This window comes from Exiguobacterium sp. s121, from assembly GCF_018617245.1.
Classification (GTDB): Bacteria; Bacillota; Bacilli; order Exiguobacteriales; family Exiguobacteriaceae; genus Exiguobacterium; species Exiguobacterium profundum.
Genome location: NZ_JACSJV010000003.1, coordinates 195,162 through 210,324 on the forward strand (window position 1 = coordinate 195,162; position 15,163 = coordinate 210,324).

Annotated in this window: 17 protein-coding genes; 9 read left to right on the plus strand and 8 right to left on the minus strand. The window is 47.3% G+C overall.

Annotated elements, in window-relative coordinates; genetic code table 11:
* Positions 1-11 precede the first annotated feature (11 nt).
* The 3 genes from KOG47_RS13170 to adh form a co-directional block, all read right to left on the minus strand.
* Positions 12-737 carry a nuclease-related domain-containing protein gene (locus KOG47_RS13170; protein ID WP_215244359.1) on the minus strand — a complete coding sequence of 242 codons (726 nt, stop codon included), beginning with the start codon at positions 735-737 and terminating at the stop codon, positions 12-14.
* A 119-nt stretch (positions 738-856) separates the two neighbouring features.
* Entirely contained in the window at positions 857-1,219 is a 363-nt protein-coding gene (locus KOG47_RS13175; protein ID WP_015880890.1) for a DUF779 domain-containing protein, read from the minus strand.
* Position 1,220: 1 nt separating this feature from the next.
* The gene (gene adh / locus KOG47_RS13180; protein WP_215244360.1) at positions 1,221-2,741 is read right to left on the minus strand and encodes an aldehyde dehydrogenase; all 1,521 of its coding nucleotides are present in this window, start codon (positions 2,739-2,741) and stop codon (positions 1,221-1,223) included.
* A gap of 220 nt (positions 2,742-2,961) precedes the next feature.
* Between adh and KOG47_RS13185 the strand changes: the two genes are divergently transcribed.
* On the plus strand, positions 2,962-3,495 hold the full coding sequence (locus KOG47_RS13185) for a YceI family protein (RefSeq protein ID WP_074037700.1): 534 nt from the start codon (positions 2,962-2,964) through the stop codon (positions 3,493-3,495).
* 26 nt (positions 3,496-3,521) lie between these two features.
* On the opposite strand, the gene KOG47_RS13190 is transcribed toward KOG47_RS13185, so the two are convergent.
* Positions 3,522-4,505, minus strand: a complete 984-nt coding sequence (locus KOG47_RS13190) for a metal-dependent hydrolase (RefSeq protein ID WP_015880893.1) — start codon at positions 4,503-4,505, stop codon at positions 3,522-3,524.
* Between the two features lie 88 nt (positions 4,506-4,593).
* Here KOG47_RS13190 and mutY point away from each other — a divergent pair, with 88 nt between their 5' ends.
* The 4 genes from mutY (at position 4,594) to KOG47_RS13210 (ending at position 8,460) form a co-directional block, all read left to right on the plus strand.
* Positions 4,594-5,628: an A/G-specific adenine glycosylase gene (gene mutY / locus KOG47_RS13195; RefSeq protein ID WP_215244361.1), complete on the plus strand. Its 1,035-nt coding sequence runs from the start codon at positions 4,594-4,596 to the stop codon at positions 5,626-5,628.
* Positions 5,615-6,040: a hypothetical protein gene (locus tag KOG47_RS13200; RefSeq protein WP_215244362.1), complete on the plus strand. Its 426-nt coding sequence runs from the start codon at positions 5,615-5,617 to the stop codon at positions 6,038-6,040. The genes mutY and KOG47_RS13200 overlap by 14 nt, the downstream gene beginning before the upstream one ends.
* A gap of 89 nt (positions 6,041-6,129) precedes the next feature.
* The gene (gene ntdP / locus KOG47_RS13205) at positions 6,130-6,672 is read left to right on the plus strand and encodes a nucleoside tri-diphosphate phosphatase (protein WP_015880896.1); all 543 of its coding nucleotides are present in this window, start codon (positions 6,130-6,132) and stop codon (positions 6,670-6,672) included.
* 39 nt (positions 6,673-6,711) lie between these two features.
* Positions 6,712-8,460, plus strand: coding sequence for an ABC transporter ATP-binding protein (locus KOG47_RS13210; protein ID WP_214818363.1), 1,749 nt, complete (start codon positions 6,712-6,714; stop codon positions 8,458-8,460).
* A 34-nt stretch (positions 8,461-8,494) separates the two neighbouring features.
* On the opposite strand, the gene KOG47_RS13215 is transcribed toward KOG47_RS13210, so the two are convergent.
* From KOG47_RS13215 to KOG47_RS13225, 3 genes are all read right to left on the minus strand, one after another.
* Positions 8,495-8,890: a thiol-disulfide oxidoreductase DCC family protein gene (locus KOG47_RS13215; RefSeq protein WP_147538432.1), complete on the minus strand. Its 396-nt coding sequence runs from the start codon at positions 8,888-8,890 to the stop codon at positions 8,495-8,497.
* 53 nt (positions 8,891-8,943) lie between these two features.
* Complete coding sequence (locus KOG47_RS13220) at positions 8,944-10,176, minus strand: MFS transporter (RefSeq protein WP_074037695.1); 1,233 nt, start codon at positions 10,174-10,176, stop codon at positions 8,944-8,946.
* Between the two features lie 117 nt (positions 10,177-10,293).
* Entirely contained in the window at positions 10,294-11,592 is a 1,299-nt protein-coding gene (locus KOG47_RS13225; protein WP_215244363.1) for a glutamate-1-semialdehyde 2,1-aminomutase, read from the minus strand.
* Between the two features lie 191 nt (positions 11,593-11,783).
* On the opposite strand from KOG47_RS13225, the gene perR reads away from it, so the two are divergent.
* On the plus strand, positions 11,784-12,215 hold the full coding sequence (gene perR / locus KOG47_RS13230; protein WP_031421138.1) for a peroxide-responsive transcriptional repressor PerR: 432 nt from the start codon (positions 11,784-11,786) through the stop codon (positions 12,213-12,215).
* 36 nt (positions 12,216-12,251) lie between these two features.
* On the opposite strand, the gene KOG47_RS13235 is transcribed toward perR, so the two are convergent.
* Positions 12,252-12,611, minus strand: coding sequence for a YgzB family protein (locus tag KOG47_RS13235; RefSeq protein ID WP_031421140.1), 360 nt, complete (start codon positions 12,609-12,611; stop codon positions 12,252-12,254).
* 169 nt (positions 12,612-12,780) lie between these two features.
* On the opposite strand from KOG47_RS13235, the gene KOG47_RS13240 reads away from it, so the two are divergent.
* From KOG47_RS13240 to KOG47_RS14790, 3 genes are read left to right on the plus strand one after another with little or no spacing between them, the layout of a single operon-like run.
* Positions 12,781-13,653 (plus strand): nucleotidyltransferase-like protein, encoded by an 873-nt coding sequence (locus tag KOG47_RS13240; protein ID WP_078147894.1) that lies wholly within the window; start codon positions 12,781-12,783, stop codon positions 13,651-13,653.
* A 39-nt stretch (positions 13,654-13,692) separates the two neighbouring features.
* Positions 13,693-14,322, plus strand: coding sequence for a hypothetical protein (locus KOG47_RS14785; RefSeq protein WP_251131873.1), 630 nt, complete (start codon positions 13,693-13,695; stop codon positions 14,320-14,322).
* Positions 14,323-14,345: 23 nt separating this feature from the next.
* A complete protein-coding gene (locus KOG47_RS14790) occupies positions 14,346-14,864 on the plus strand; it encodes a PstS family phosphate ABC transporter substrate-binding protein (RefSeq protein WP_260563666.1) in 519 nt (172 codons plus the stop codon).
* Positions 14,865-15,163 lie beyond the last annotated feature (299 nt).

Genomic DNA, 15,163 nt, shown 5'->3' on the forward strand with positions numbered 1-15,163 from the left:
GGGATGTTCGTTTATTGCTTGATTGTCGATTTGATGTCTTCGATATGTTTCAAGGTGACAGTCGTGTCGACTTGTGTGAAGGAGCGTAAGATTTCGTATAGTCGGACTTGCTCATCAAGATCGAATACAAAATCCTGATAGGTGATCAGCTCTTTGATCCATTTTTGGCGATTGAGCACAGGGACCTCGGTAGATTCAATTTTTTTGAGCGTCGAACGATTGCTGAACACGATCCATGAGTGGAGATGGATTCGGTCCACTCCAAGCACTTGCTCGATGGCTTTGAGATGCAATTCATTTTGCTTGATTGGATTGAAGAAGCGTTGTTTTTTACGGCGGGGGAGTGTCTGCGTCCAGTATTGGTCACGTGCCCGACCGAATATCCAACCGCTATAGTTTTTAGACTCGATGACATGTACCCCGGATTGGTTGATTAAAATGACATCGATTTCAGTGGTTCGATCTTTTTTAGAAGGATGGGGGAGATACAGATTTGTCAGAATTAACGGTTGGAAGAACTTTGACTCAATCTCCGCCACACATAAGTATTCTCCGAATAGACCGGTGTCTTGGACCACTTTGAAGTAAGAATGTCGAGTTTGTTGAGAATACTGACTGTTTTGATAACGTTTGACCTTGTAGAGGATGATAAGTGTGAGGACGAGAAAAATGGGTGCGAATATGCTAATCAAGGTGACGAAAATACCTTCGAACAATTCTGTTAGTAGTGAAGCCATCAAATCCCTCCCTTTGTATCCACTATACAAGAAGCGAGATGATTCATATGTATATTTTTTACAATCGAGGATAATCGTTTTTTACATCATAAAGGACCCATCGAAATGGGTCCTTTTGCTTAGGTTTCATGCTTCAGCGCCTCACGCTCTTCTTCTGTAAAGACTCGAGAACGTCCTAAAAATCGTTTCCCTTCGACACCTTCAAGGGAAAACATACCACCTCGACCATCGACCACATCGATGATCAGTTGTGTATGTTTCCAATAATCATATTGTTTCTCATGGATATAAAATGGCGTCTCGCCGATTTCACCGAGAAGAACATCGTGGTCGCCCACCATGAACTCGTCACGTGGGAAACACATGGGAGAGCTCCCGTCACAACATCCTCCTGACTGATGAAAGAGGAGGGGACCGTGTTTTGATTTGAGACGTTCGATGAGTTCGAGCGCGGCGGGGGTGGCCTCGACTCGTCTCACCATCTTAGAAGAACCCGAGCTTTTGTTCGCTGTAGCTGACGAGCATGTTTTTCGTACGTTGATAGTGACCGAGCATCATCTTATGGTTCTCACGACCGATTCCGGACATTTTGTAACCACCGAATGCAGCATGTGCCGGATAGGAGTGGTAACAGTTGATCCAGACACGTCCTGCTTGAATTTCACGACCGAAACGGTACGCACGGTTCATGTCACGAGTCCACACGCCTGCCCCGAGTCCATAAAGCGTATCGTTCGCGATGGCGAGTGCTTCCGCATCATCTTTGAATGTCGTCACGGATAAGACCGGTCCGAAAATCTCTTCTTGGAAGATTCGCATCTTGTTATGACCTTTGAAGATGGTCGGTTGAATGTAATACCCATCCGCGAGCTCTCCGTCCATCATGTTGCGCTCTCCACCGATTAGACACTCTGCGCCCTCTTCTTTCCCGATTTGGAGATAAGACAGGATTTTTTCCATCTGTTCGTTCGACGCTTGTGCACCCATCATGACATCGGCATCGAGTGGGTTACCGAGCTTGATTGCTTTGACGCGCTCTAGCACGCGTTCCATGAACTTGTCATAAATCGACTCTTGAATCAAGGCGCGAGATGGGCATGTACAGACTTCCCCTTGATTCAAGGCAAACATGACGAGACCTTCGATTGCTTTGTCGAAGAAATCGTCATCCGCTTCCATGATGTCGGCAAAGAAGATGTTTGGTGACTTCCCACCGAGCTCAAGCGTGACAGGGATGATGTTTTGAGAAGCGTACTGCATAATGAGGCGACCTGTCGTCGTCTCACCGGTGAAGGCGACTTTATCGACACGGTCACTCGATGCGAGTGGTTTTCCTGCTTCGAGACCGAAACCGTTCACGATATTGATGACACCAGGTGGTAATAAATCTTCGATGAGTTCCATGAGAACCATGATTGAAGAAGGTGTTTGTTCTGCCGGCTTTAAGATGACACAGTTTCCGGCAGCGAGTGCCGGTGCGAGTTTCCAGACCGCCATCAAAATCGGGAAGTTCCATGGAATGATTTGAGCGACGACGCCGAGTGGCTCATGGAAATGATAAGCGACTGTATCGTGGTCGAGTTCACTGATGCCGCCTTCTTGTGAGCGGATGACCCCTGCGAAGTAACGGAAGTGGTCGATGGCGAGCGGAAGGTCAGCGTTGAGCGTTTCCCGAACTGCCTTCCCATTTTCCCATGTTTCCGCATAGGCGAGCATTTCAAGGTTCTCTTCCATGCGGTCTGCAATTTTATTCAAGATGACAGAACGTTCCGTGACAGACGTTTTGCCCCAATCCTCTTTGGCTGCATGAGCGGCATCCAAAGCAAGTTCAATATCCTCTTTCGTTGAGCGGGCGACTTCACATAATACTTTCCCATTTACAGGAGATGTGTTTTCAAAGTATTCTCCACCAGCCGGTGCGGTCCACTTTCCGTTAATGTAGTTCTCATAACGGTCTTTAAACTGTACTTTCGTTCCTGCTGAGTTCGGTACTTCATAAATCATGATCGTTCCTCCCTTTTCATACGAGATAGAGGAGTTATGTATGCGCTTACATTTTTCAGTAAGCGAACGACTCCCTTTTTTCATCGTAACGGTATGATGTGATAAAAGTCAAAATTTTTCGACAATAATTTGTCAATCTTTTGTAAAAACGTTTTGAACTCAAGATTTGTGGAAATGACTAGATTGTACACATTAATTTATCCATAAGGAGTGAGTCACGATGGCTAAGACATATCAAATTGACCCGGCGCATAGTTCGATCACGTTCACGGTCAAGCACATGATGATTTCCAAGGTGAAGGGCGAGTTTAAAGAATTTGATATTAAGGCGAACGGTGAGCCGAGCGATCTAGCGAATGCGAGTGTGAAAGTGACGATTCAGGCAGCATCGATTGACACCAATAACACAGATCGGGATAACCACCTTCGTTCAGGCGATTTCTTCAATGCCGAGGAACATCCGCATCTCGTCTTTCATTCAACTTCTTTCCGTTCAAAAGGGGGCGGAGAATTCGAAGTGACAGGGGATTTAACGATTCGAGGAACGACTCGGGAAGAGACGTTCGAAGTGGAGTATGAAGGGAGCGCCAAAGACCCATGGGGCAACACGAAACACGCCTTCTCCGGAGAAGGGTCGCTCAACCGTGAGGACTATGGATTAACGTGGAACCAAGCGCTTGAGGCGGGCGGTGTTCTCGTCGATAAGAAAGTCAAATTCGAGTTCGAGCTCCAATTCACTGAATCGGAGGCATAAGAAAAGTCGCTCAGGTGAGCGACTTTTTATTGTTCGTATACCAATTTTTTCTGAAGACTGTCTTCGCTAAACACCCAACCTGTAAAGGATGACAACACGTCATTCGTCTGCTCGTCGACGATGACGACCGCAACGAACGGATACATGTTTTTAGAGAAATAACGCAAGTTTGTAAAGCGGTATTCGATCATCCCGTTATGACGTGTCACGGTGTACGTGTGAATTTTAGAAAACTCGAGGAACGCCTGTAAGTCTGCATTTTTCCGAGCCTCTACGAAATGGAGATCTTCTTCTCCTGGCATCGGTTTGTCGCGGAAGCGACCACATTCGATGACTTTGCCTTTTTTTACTTTCACGGCTCCGAGACCATCACGGAAACGGACGGCGACATGCCAGTCATCCCAACCGATTCCTGGAGAGATGAACAATTCATGTGCCCCTGCAAAGTGTCTCGCCACGGTAGCGAGCGCGCGGTTACGTAATTTAAACTGAATGGCATAGTAACTGATGACAAGCGCAATGAGCAGTGCAAAAATAGGGACAGTCGCACCCGTTATCATCCATAATGCATATGCACCGTAATAAGCGGAGAACAAGTACGGATCAAACGTCCCGATTACGCCCCAGCCGATCCATTTTTTCGAAAAAGGTTGTAGCGCTTGCGTCCCGTAGGCATTAAATAAGTCGACCGTGACATGAAGCAACACGGCGATTTGTGCCATGACCCATAGGGAGGCAGGATTGACACCGAGGACCGTCCCGATGACAGCGCTGACGATGATTGGCCAAGCAAGGAGCGCGGTGATTCCATGTGAACGACCACGATGCTGGCGTAAATACGTACTATTTCCTTTTAACTTAAAGACGGTGTCGAAGTCTGGTGCGTGCGAGCCGACGAGAGCCGTGGCTGTCATCGCTAAAAACAGTTGTGCATCACCTGACACTTCTGGGCTGAGCGTCGCGATGGCACTTAAACCAAGTCCCATACCAATGTGTGTCGCAGTATCCAATGTGCGTCAGCACCTCCATCAATAATGAAAGAATTACGTCATCTATTCTTATTTATCATACAATATTTTTAAAACGAGGGGAAACACAATGCTTAATCTTGATAAATTGTTCACAAATTATAATATTCACCATTTCAACGAGGAACTCGTCACGTGGTTTAATCGCGAAAAGCGTGATTTACCTTGGCGTCATGCGAAAAATCCTTACCGTGTGTGGGTAAGTGAAGTGATGTTGCAACAGACACGAGTCGATACGGTCATCCCATATTACAACCGGTTCATGGATCGCTTTCCGACGCTCGAAGATCTCGCAGCTGCTGACACGGATGAGGTCGTAAAGTATTGGGAAGGGCTCGGTTACTATTCTCGCGTCCGAAACTTACACGAAGCGGTCAAAGAAGTCGCTTCTGTTTACGAGGGGATTGTCCCGGAGGAGAAGGAACGTTTCGAGAAACTGAAAGGGGTCGGACCATATACGACGGGAGCCGTACTATCGATTGCGTACAATCAACCGGAACCGGCTGTGGATGGAAACGTTATGCGCGTGATGTCCCGTCAATTCGGAATCTATGACGACATTGCGCTGCCGAAGACACGCAAAATCTTCGAACAAGTCGTTCGTCGATTAATGGATCCGGCTCACGCATCCGATTTTAACGAAGGCGTGATGGAGTTAGGCGCGACGGTCTGCACACCGAAAAATCCGATGTGCTCGCTCTGTCCCGTGCAAGACACGTGTTATGCATATGCGCATCATGTACAAGATGAGCTGCCGGTCAAAACGAAGAAGGGAGCAGCACGTATCGAAATGTATGACGCGCTATGCATCGAGAAAGATGGAAAAGTTGCCTACGAACAACGAGCGGACAAAGGGTTGCTTGCTGGGATGTGGCAATATCCGCTTATGGATCGAGGAACGGGGGAACAACTTAACGGAACGTATCTCGGGCAAGTGAAACATGTCTTCTCTCATATCGTTTGGTATATCGATTTGTATCGCGTCGATACGCTTCCGACGGATGACGTCGTCTGGCTAGACGCTTCGGAGCGTGAGGTGAAGACGGTTTCTGTTGCTCAACAAAAATTAGAACGATTGGCAGGTGGCGAACGTGAGACGATTTGATGTAGAGTCGACATATGATACGACGGTCGATTCGCTTTGGGATTTGTTACAGGATGCCTCGCTTTTGACGAAACTGACGAAGTTTCCTAAAGTACGCTTAGTAGGGGACGGCGCCTCGGTCGAAGGGAATGAAGTGAAGTTGTTCGTTGGGGTCGGTCCGGTGGAACTGCCATGGACCAGTGCCATCACCGTTGTGGGAAACCAGGCATTCTGCGATCAAGGAAAGACGTTGCCGTTTCCGTTCAAGCGGTTCACACATGTGCACCGGGTCGAGTCGCGTGATGGCAAGGCGGTCATGATCGACGAAGTGACGTTCGATAGCTATGTCCCGAACATACTCGTCGAGTATTTCGTGCTTCGTCCAATGTTTCAAGAACGGGCGCGGGCCTTCCAAAAAACACTAAATTCATGAAAATAAGAGATTTCCTTTTTCATTGGTTCTGAAAGTCGCTATAATTAAATATGAGAATTGTATAGCATCATAGCGGAAAGGAGGAGCTTATGAGCTTATTTCCCAAAGCAGGTAGCAAAATCGAGATACAGAGCTACAAGCACAACGGAACTTTGCATCGCGTTTGGGAAGAAACGCTCGTCCTTCAGTCGTCAAAAACGGATATGATCGGATTCAATGATCGCATCATGGTCAGCGAGTCAGACGGTCGGCAATGGAGAACGCGAGAGCCGGCAATTTGCTACTTTTCATCTGAGTATTGGTTCAATGTCATCTGTATGATTCGCGAAGACGGGATTTACTACTACTGTAATCTAGGTTCGCCGACTACATTTGATGGGGATGAACGTGCCATCAAATATATCGATTACGATTTGGACATCAAGGTGTTCCCGGATATGTCGTACACGATTTTAGATGAAGATGAATATGAGCGGCATCGTCGCGAGATGAATTATCCGAAAGCGATTGATCGAATCTTGAAGCAGAACGTGCAAGAACTGATCAACTGGATTCGAGGACGGAAAGGGCCGTTCAACCCAACATTCGTCGATGAATGGTATCGCGAATACGAAGCACGTTACCGGAGATGATTCCTCATCTCCGCTTTTTTTCTTAAGTCAGGAGGCATTATGGGTAGTATTAAACGTTATTTGCAGTTTGTTCGTCCGTATAAGAAACAAATTGCCCTTACCATTTTCGTCGGGATTTTGAAGTTTTCCATCCCGCTCGGATTACCGTTACTTTATAGATATGTCATCGATAACTATTTGACGGACGATGCGCCGAAGCAGGACTACACGACGCTCGTCTGGTTGTTCAGCATCGTTTTCTTCGTCTTCTTGGTCCTCAAGCCACCGATCGAATACTTGCGTCAATATTTGGCGCAGTGGGCCGCAACGCGTGTCTTGTTCGATGTGCGGAACCGGTTATTCGACCACGTCCAAAAGTTGTCACTCCGCTATTATTCAAACAATAAGACGGGACAAATCATTTCAAGGATCATCAATGACGTCGAACAGACGAAAGACTTCGTCATCACCGGGCTGATGAATATTTGGCTCGACATGGTCACCATCCTTATCGCCATCGGGATCATGTATACGATTGACCCGCAACTCACGTTGATTGCGATTTTACCACTTCCGTTTTATGCGATCGCAGTCCGCTATTTCTATGGGCGGTTGCGTCGTTTGACGCGTGAACGGTCGGCGGCACTCGCTGATTTACAAGGGCATTTGACAGAGCGTGTCAACGGGATGGCGGTCATTCGGAGTTTTGCGCTAGAGCCATATGAGAACAAGGCATTTGAACAACAGAACGGTGGCTTCTTGAACGCGGCACTCAAACATACGAGTTGGAACGCCAAGACGTATGTCGTCGTATCGACCATCACCGACATCGCGCCAATCCTCATCTTCACGACGGCATCGTGGCTCGTCATTCAAGAAGCGGTATCGCTCGGGACGCTCGTCGCGTTCATCGCGTACATCGACCGACTCTATGCACCGCTCGGTCGTCTCGTCAACTCGGCGACGACACTCACGCAGTCGGTCGCATCGATGGACCGTGTCTTTGAGTTTTTGGATGAAACATATGATATCGAAGAGAAATCGAACGGGTTCGTCCCATTGTCGACAGCAGGTAAAATCGACCTTGAACATGTGAGTTTTTCGTATGAACAGGACGGGGCACGAGCGTTGAACGATGTGAACCTTCAAATCCGCTCTGGTGAACGCGTGGCGTTTGTCGGAATGTCCGGTGGAGGGAAGTCGACACTCGTCAGTTTGATTCCGCGCTTCTATGACGTGACGGATGGAAGCATCAAAATCGACGGCGTCGATGTGCGTGATTTCAAATTACGTGCACTTCGTGATCAAATCGGAATGGTCATGCAGGATTCGGTCCTCTTCAGCGAATCGGTCGCCATGAATATTCGGATGGGGAAACCGGATGCGACGGATGAAGAAGTCATCGCGGCGGCCAAGGCGGCGAACGCCCATGAGTTTATCTCGAAATTACAGGACGGGTATGCGACACCGGTCGGGGAGAAAGGTGTCAAACTGTCTGGTGGACAGAAGCAACGGCTTGCGATTGCACGTGTCTTTTTGAAGAATCCACCAATCTTGATTTTAGACGAGGCGACGAGTGCGCTTGATTTAGAAAGTGAAGCGATGATTCAAGACTCGTTGGCCCGTCTGACGAAAGGGCGGACGACGTTAATCGTTGCCCACCGTTTGTCGACCATTACGGACGCCGATCAAATCGTCGTCGTGGATAACGGTCAAATCATGGAGACGGGTACGCATGAAGAGCTGATGCGTCGTCGCGGGGCGTATTACGACCTGTATATGATTCAAGATTTAGCCGTAGTTGAATAATGAAAAAAGTCGAGTCCCTATGGGCTCGACTTTTTTAGCGGTCTAAAAATCGTTTACGAACATCTGGTGAAGGGAGTGTGCACACTTCCTTCTTTCCAAATAGACGTGTCCGATATTTGGCGAACAACGTATATCCATGATCACGAATCGGTCTAGGTATGAAACGAATGAGTCGAAGCAGGCGCCAACGGCCATCAAGGTGTTCGGCAATTCGAATCGCAGCGTCTGATTTTAAGTAAGGAACCCCTTCCTCAATATAGACGATGCTGTCGACTGATTCCGGGATCCGGTGTCGTGTTCGGAGCGACTGACCGACCTCGCTTTGGAGCGAAGCAAAGTGAATCGAGGCGTGTCGATCATGACGAATGATGAACTGAACACTGGCATCACAGAAGTTGCAATCGCCATCAAATAAAACAATCGCAGGCAAGTACTTCGCCTCCTTCATCGTACTGTTTTACCGTTTTGTCTTCATGTTAAACGTCAAGCAGCGAGTTGGCGAGCAGGTTGCATCTTGTAGAGCGATACATAATACAAGTAAGCACCGAGGGCACCGAAGACAAACATGTAACCGCTCATCAAGACCGGACCGATGAACGCGCCGACGACAATTCCTGCCGCAGCAACCAACTTGGCTCCATGGAATGTGAGCCCGCCGAACGCAAGGTAGGAAGCCCGGCGTTCAGGATCGAGGAGGTCAACCTGTTTCACTTGCCGAATCGGAGAGTAGAGGAGTTCGCCGATTGTGAAGATGATTGCGAGTGTGGCCAGGACGATAAAGGAGTTCATCGAGGTAATGGCGGCGTATGCTGTGATATATAACGATAAGCCAATGAAAAACACGGTCTTCTCTTTGAAACGTTTGACGAAAGCGGTGACCGCAAACGTGATGGCGACGACGAGCAAGGTGTTCTCTAGTTGCATAAACGCCATCATGCGTACCCCGTCAAAAGGTATCCCGAGAATTTGACGACTTTCGAATGACTCTGCTAAATGGACACCGATGTAGTTCGCCATATGAAACTCGGTCGAAAAGACGAGCATACTTCCAAATACGAATGTGATCCAACGGCGGTCACGTAACGCGATTTTGTAGTTTTCGATGACGCCATGAATCGGGTTTGACGGTGTTGAACGATTGCCGGTGTATGTGTCGACCAAATAGCGTTGAAGGACGATGGTGGTCACAGTGAGAATGACCGTCATACCAATGAAGAGGGCAAAACGATGGTCGCGATAGAAGGCACCGCCGAGCATGACGCCTCCGGCGATAGCCAAGTTGACGAGCCAGTAGTCATACACGTAGATGGCTTTTCGATTCGATTCTTCCATGGAGTCGATGACGATTGCCTCAAGTGCCGGATAGTTCAATCCGTTCGAAACGGCATGTCCGAAGTAGAGGATGGCGACGACGAGTGCCCAGTTATTCGATGGGTGAATGGCGATGGTCATCCCAAGAAAACAGATGATTTGAATCACCTGGCCAATTTGTAAGACAACCTTCCGATTGAACCGATCGGAAAAGTACCCACCGAATAGACCGGTCAAGTAACCGACGATAACGAATGAGGTCATGATGATTCCAGCGGGGACTTTCCCCAACTCTTCTGAGAAATAGAGTGCCATGAATGGGAAAATGGCTGATCCGACGATTCGAATACAAAATCCGCAAACGAGTCGCAAACGGACATTTAATGGAAAATCTTTAAATTTCATATGGTGAGCACCTCCTTGGTTCTACTGTAATGGGGGACGGTACATGATAAAAAGAGACACTTTTTTTAAAGATGTCCCCTTTTACAAAAAAAAGAGATGCTCGCGCATCTCCCTCTCTTACAATTGAGCAAACGAGCAGTGGACCGCTTCGATCGTCTCTTCGATATCTTGTTCCGTATGCTCTGTCGTCAAGAACCAGGCCTCATATTTCGATGGAGCCAAGTTCACGCCATTCTCCAGCATCAACTTGAAGAAACGTCCGAACTTCTCACCATCTGACTTTTCCGCACCTTCATAGTCGGTGACGATTTCATCCGTGAAGTAAACGGTGAGTGCCCCCTTCAAGCGGTTGAGCGTGATGGTAATGTCATGCTTTTCTGCCGCCTCGCGGATGCCAGCTTCCAGTTTTGCACCGAGTGCGTCTAATTTCTCATAGACACCAGGTTGCTCGAGCACTTCAAGGCAAGCGATTCCTGTCGCCATCGAGGCAGGGTTACCGGCCATCGTGCCGGCTTGATATGCAGGTCCGAGTGGAGCGACCGTTTCCATGATTTCAGCCTTGCCCCCGTAAGCACCGATTGGTAGACCGCCACCGATAATCTTACCGAGCGCTGTCATATCCGGTTCGATGCCATACACTTGTTGGGCACTTCCGTATGTGAAACGGAACGCCGTGATGACCTCATCATAGATGACGAGTGCGCCGTGTTCATGTGTGATGTCATTGACAGCTTGTAGGAAACCTGGCTTCGGTTCGACGATTCCGAAGTTCCCGACAATCGGTTCGACGAGGACACATGCGACCTGGTCTCCCCATTCTTTCATCATCTCGCGATACGCTTCGACGTCGTTGAACGGGACGGTGATGACTTCTTTGGCAGTGGCTTTTGTCACACCTGCAGAGTCCGGAGAACCGAGTGTCGCTGGACCACTACCTGCCGCAATCAGCATGAGATCCGAATGACCGTGATAACAACCGCTGAATTTCACAACGAGTTCACGACCGGTGTAAGCACGGGCGACTCGTACTGTCGTCATGACGGCTTCCGTCCCCGAGTTCGTGAATCGTACTTTATCCATCGAAGGGATGGCTTGTTTTAGTTTCTTCGCAAACTCGACTTCGAGACGATGAGGTGTCCCGTAAAGTAAGCCTTTTAAAGAAGCATTGACGAGCGCTTCATGAATATGGGGATGGGCGTGACCGGTAATGATTGGACCGTACGCTGCCAAATAATCGATGTAGCGATTCCCGTCTACATCATAGAAATAGGCGCCTTCGCCGCGTTCCATATATACAGGAGCACCGCCACCGACCGCTTTGAATGAGCGGGACGGACTGTTGACACCTCCGACGATATGAGTGAGTGCATCTTGGTACAATGCATCAGATGACTGACGAGTTGATGAAGTAGTCATATGTATTGCCTCCTTATTCAAATTCGCACTTATTGTAACATAGCCGTCAACCGCTTAAGCTCAGTGTTTGACGAGTAGTTGAGAAATCAGTACACTATTTATAAAGATTACTATGTAAGAAATAAGTTAATGTTCAAAACTATTTCGCATGAATTTTATAGAAGAAATGAGGGATTGACGTGGGAAGCGAAATGCTTGACCATGCTGTTCAGTCGCTCCGGGAACATGGAGTCAGAATGACGCCTCAGCGCCAGGCCATTTTGGAGTACCTCGTCACGGAGCACAGTCACCCGACTGCGGATGACATTTATAAGGCACTAGCCGCACGGTTTCCGAACATGAGTGTGGCCACTGTATACAACAACTTGCGCGTCTTTAAAGAGGTAGGTCTTGTTCAAGAAATGAACTATGGGGACGCCTCGAGTCGTTTTGACTTTGTGACGTCGAAGCACTATCACATCATCTGTGACACGTGTGGAAAAGTCGTCGACTTTAACTATCCTGTATTAGATGAAATCGAATCGGTTGCATCTCAATTGACTGGATTCAAAGTTGATCGTCACCGTCTTGAAGTGTACGGAACGTGCCCGTCTTGTCAGTCTGAACAATCGCAAACACATTAAAAAACCACATCCGAGCAGTCGGATGTGGTTTTTGTGTTAGTCCGTTTGTTGTGACTGACGTTTGTTGTATTTCTCATCGAACTCTTTACCTTCAAGTGAGCGGTCGATTGTGAGCGGTTCGTCGCAATGCATACATAAGTCGACGCGTCCGAGCATCTTCGTCTCTTTTTCACAGTTCGGACAAGTCACGATGATGGCTTTTGTCGAGGCCATCCCGACGATGAAGTAAAGGGCAGAGCTCGCAAGTACCATGACAAATCCGAGAAGCATGAAAATAATCATGAGCCAGGTGATGGATTTGGCGAGAAGGCCGAGATACATGACCCCGATCCCACCGAAGATAAGAAGTAATGCTATATTACGTGCGCGGTTGATTTTGTTCCCCCGTTTTTTCATGAGTGAATCCCTCCAATAGTCTGTCTCTATCATAGCTCATCTTCAAACGAGTGAGAAGTTCCTGCACTTTTTCGGCAGGAGTTTTTTGAAAAGAGGGCGAAATTGGTTCGTATCGAAAATGACAATCGTCATATATAGTCAACTTGCGATTGGGAGAGAAGGGGTCCAGATGACGATGGAATATGCGACTCGCACCATTTACTCAGAATATGCTGCATTAAAAACGACACTCGGGATTATTGAAGTGAAGAAAAAGCGGGCACGTGATCCGTTGACGGATCAATCGGATCGCCTGCTCATTGTGATTGAAGCAAAACCAGAACCGTTTTGGACGGTGAAACACTATCAGGTCGGTCAAGAAAAAATTGTCCTGCACGTAGTCAGTGACTCGATGATGGATCGGTGGATTGTCTTGAATGAAAATCGGCGAGCCATTCATTGGATTGAAGACGGAATCGTCTTGTTCGAACGAAATGAGTACATTTTAGAGTTACGACAGCGCAACCGTAATTTAACGAATCGGGAACAACGTTTACAACTCTCAATCTCTTTCGCAAAGTTGTTGCGTCGGTTTGAAGACGGACGTTATCTATTTTTAGAAGGGGAGTTCCAAGACGCCTTCACTCAGATTCATCATGCGCTCACTCACCTGGCACGCCTCTCGATTCTTGAGGCGGGGATTCATCCGGAAATCGTATTGTGGGAACAGGTACGAGCCATTGACCTCGAAATTTATAAGCTGCACGATGAATTGGTCGGAGGACAAGAATCGCTTGAACAGCGCATCCACCTTGTCGTCATTGGCATGGAACATTTGATTCAATCGAAAGTGTTGCCGGGGACGTTGTTATTACTTCAGACGATGCAGGAGAAAGGCGGAGCGTGGACGTTCTCAGAATTGATGGAACATCCGAATTTGAATGAGCTCCGTGTCGACCTTGGAAGCATCATTGGTTTTTTAGTGAAAAAAGGGTATGTTCGAACGGTCACGAGACCGACGAAAGGGGTCGGGGTAGAGGCAGTGCTTTATGAGATTGCTTAACTTCCCTTTCATAGGAACAATGAGGAGAAAATCAGTTATATGAAACTATTGAAATTTAGCGTGGGAACCGTCTTTATTTTATTTGTCACGATTGTGATTTCTGTCTTTGTCGCCCTTTTTACGATGGGAGACCCCATCACACTTGGGCGACCGATTATTTGGACGATATGGTATATGGCCGTTCTACTAATCATATGTATGGGACTCTATGATTTTTCGTCCTTTTCAAAACAAAAGATTCGAAAAGTTCTCGGCTGGGGTGCGTTAGTCGGTGCTATCCTCTTCGCTTCTGTGAAAGGATATTATATGTATCAAGATAGTTTGAAGATTGAGGAACGCGGTGTGGAGTTGATGGATTATCAGCCGTTCACGGATTCAGAACAATTGGCGAGACTCGATCACGAGGCTTCGGTGAAGTTTGAGGAAGGTTTGCCGCGATTAGATGGAGCGACAGCGCTCTATCCGATGTACGCTTCATTCGTGGAAGCAGTCTATCCGGACTCGGAAACGTATGATCCATATAATGATCAAACGAGTAAAGTCGTGTCGACGACAACACCGGAAGCGTACAGCCGACTGATGAACGATCAGACCGACTTGATTTTCGTCGCTGGTCCATCTGACCGTCAATTGAAGGTTGCGAAACAAAAAACGTTTCTTTACATATGACGGCGATTGGAAGGGAAGCATTTGTGTTCTTCATCCATGAAGATAACCCGGTCGATTCTTTGACGATGGAACAAGTTCGGGGGATTTATTCAGGAGACATTCGGAATTGGGAAGAGGTCGGAGGGGACTCGGAATCCATTCGTGCTTTTCAACGACCGGAGGATAGTGGCAGTCAAACGGCGTTACAAAAGATGATGGGCGAACAAAAGCTCATGGAGGCGCCGGTAGAAGATGTTCCTGAAGGGATGGGTGGAATCATTCAACAAACTTCATCGTATCGGAACCATAAAAATGCGATTGGATTTTCATTTAGATACTATGCGACAGAAATGGTGCATGACCATGAAATCAAGTTACTTCGTATAGATGGAATCGAACCGACCGTTGAAACGATTCAGGATGGATCGTATCCACTGACTTCTGAATTTTATGCGGTGACTACGGAAGAGAAGGCAGAGCGATATGAAGAATTTCTAAAATGGCTAGAAAGCGAGGATGGGCAGACGTTAGTTGAGAAGACGGGCTATGTCCGTCTCGATTAATACAAAGCAGAAGGTTTACTTTTCATCATGTTGATGGGAAGTAAATCTTTTTTAATTTTTATTGTTTTTTGTATTGACGAAGTGGTAAATAGAGATTATAGTTATAAACGTTGTCACGGCAAAAGATTATTTCAGAAAAACAATTTGTGAAAAAGTTGTTGACGAAAACAATCAAAACGTGATAGATTAATGAAGTCGCCAAGAGCGGCAGACGAACTTTGAAAACTGAACGATGAGGCAAAAATAAGTTTTACAATTTTTGAATGAAGCGCAAGCTTCGTCAATTTAAGAGCTATATC

Coding starts and splice junctions, on each gene's coding strand:
- KOG47_RS13170 (WP_215244359.1), bottom strand. CDS start 737: ATGGCTTCACTACTAACAGAATTGTTCGAAGGTATTTTCGTCACCTTG.
- KOG47_RS13175 (WP_015880890.1), bottom strand. CDS start 1,219: ATGGTGAGACGAGTCGAGGCCACCCCCGCCGCGCTCGAACTCATCGAA.
- adh (WP_215244360.1), bottom strand. CDS start 2,741: ATGATTTATGAAGTACCGAACTCAGCAGGAACGAAAGTACAGTTTAAA.
- KOG47_RS13185 (WP_074037700.1), top strand. CDS start 2,962: ATGGCTAAGACATATCAAATTGACCCGGCGCATAGTTCGATCACGTTC.
- mutY (WP_215244361.1), top strand. CDS start 4,594: ATGCTTAATCTTGATAAATTGTTCACAAATTATAATATTCACCATTTC.
- ntdP (WP_015880896.1), top strand. CDS start 6,130: ATGAGCTTATTTCCCAAAGCAGGTAGCAAAATCGAGATACAGAGCTAC.
- KOG47_RS13210 (WP_214818363.1), top strand. CDS start 6,712: ATGGGTAGTATTAAACGTTATTTGCAGTTTGTTCGTCCGTATAAGAAA.
- KOG47_RS13220 (WP_074037695.1), bottom strand. CDS start 10,176: ATGAAATTTAAAGATTTTCCATTAAATGTCCGTTTGCGACTCGTTTGC.
- KOG47_RS13225 (WP_215244363.1), bottom strand. CDS start 11,592: ATGACTACTTCATCAACTCGTCAGTCATCTGATGCATTGTACCAAGAT.
- perR (WP_031421138.1), top strand. CDS start 11,784: ATGCTTGACCATGCTGTTCAGTCGCTCCGGGAACATGGAGTCAGAATG.
- KOG47_RS13235 (WP_031421140.1), bottom strand. CDS start 12,611: ATGAAAAAACGGGGGAACAAAATCAACCGCGCACGTAATATAGCATTA.
- KOG47_RS13240 (WP_078147894.1), top strand. CDS start 12,781: ATGACGATGGAATATGCGACTCGCACCATTTACTCAGAATATGCTGCA.
- KOG47_RS14785 (WP_251131873.1), top strand. CDS start 13,693: ATGAAACTATTGAAATTTAGCGTGGGAACCGTCTTTATTTTATTTGTC.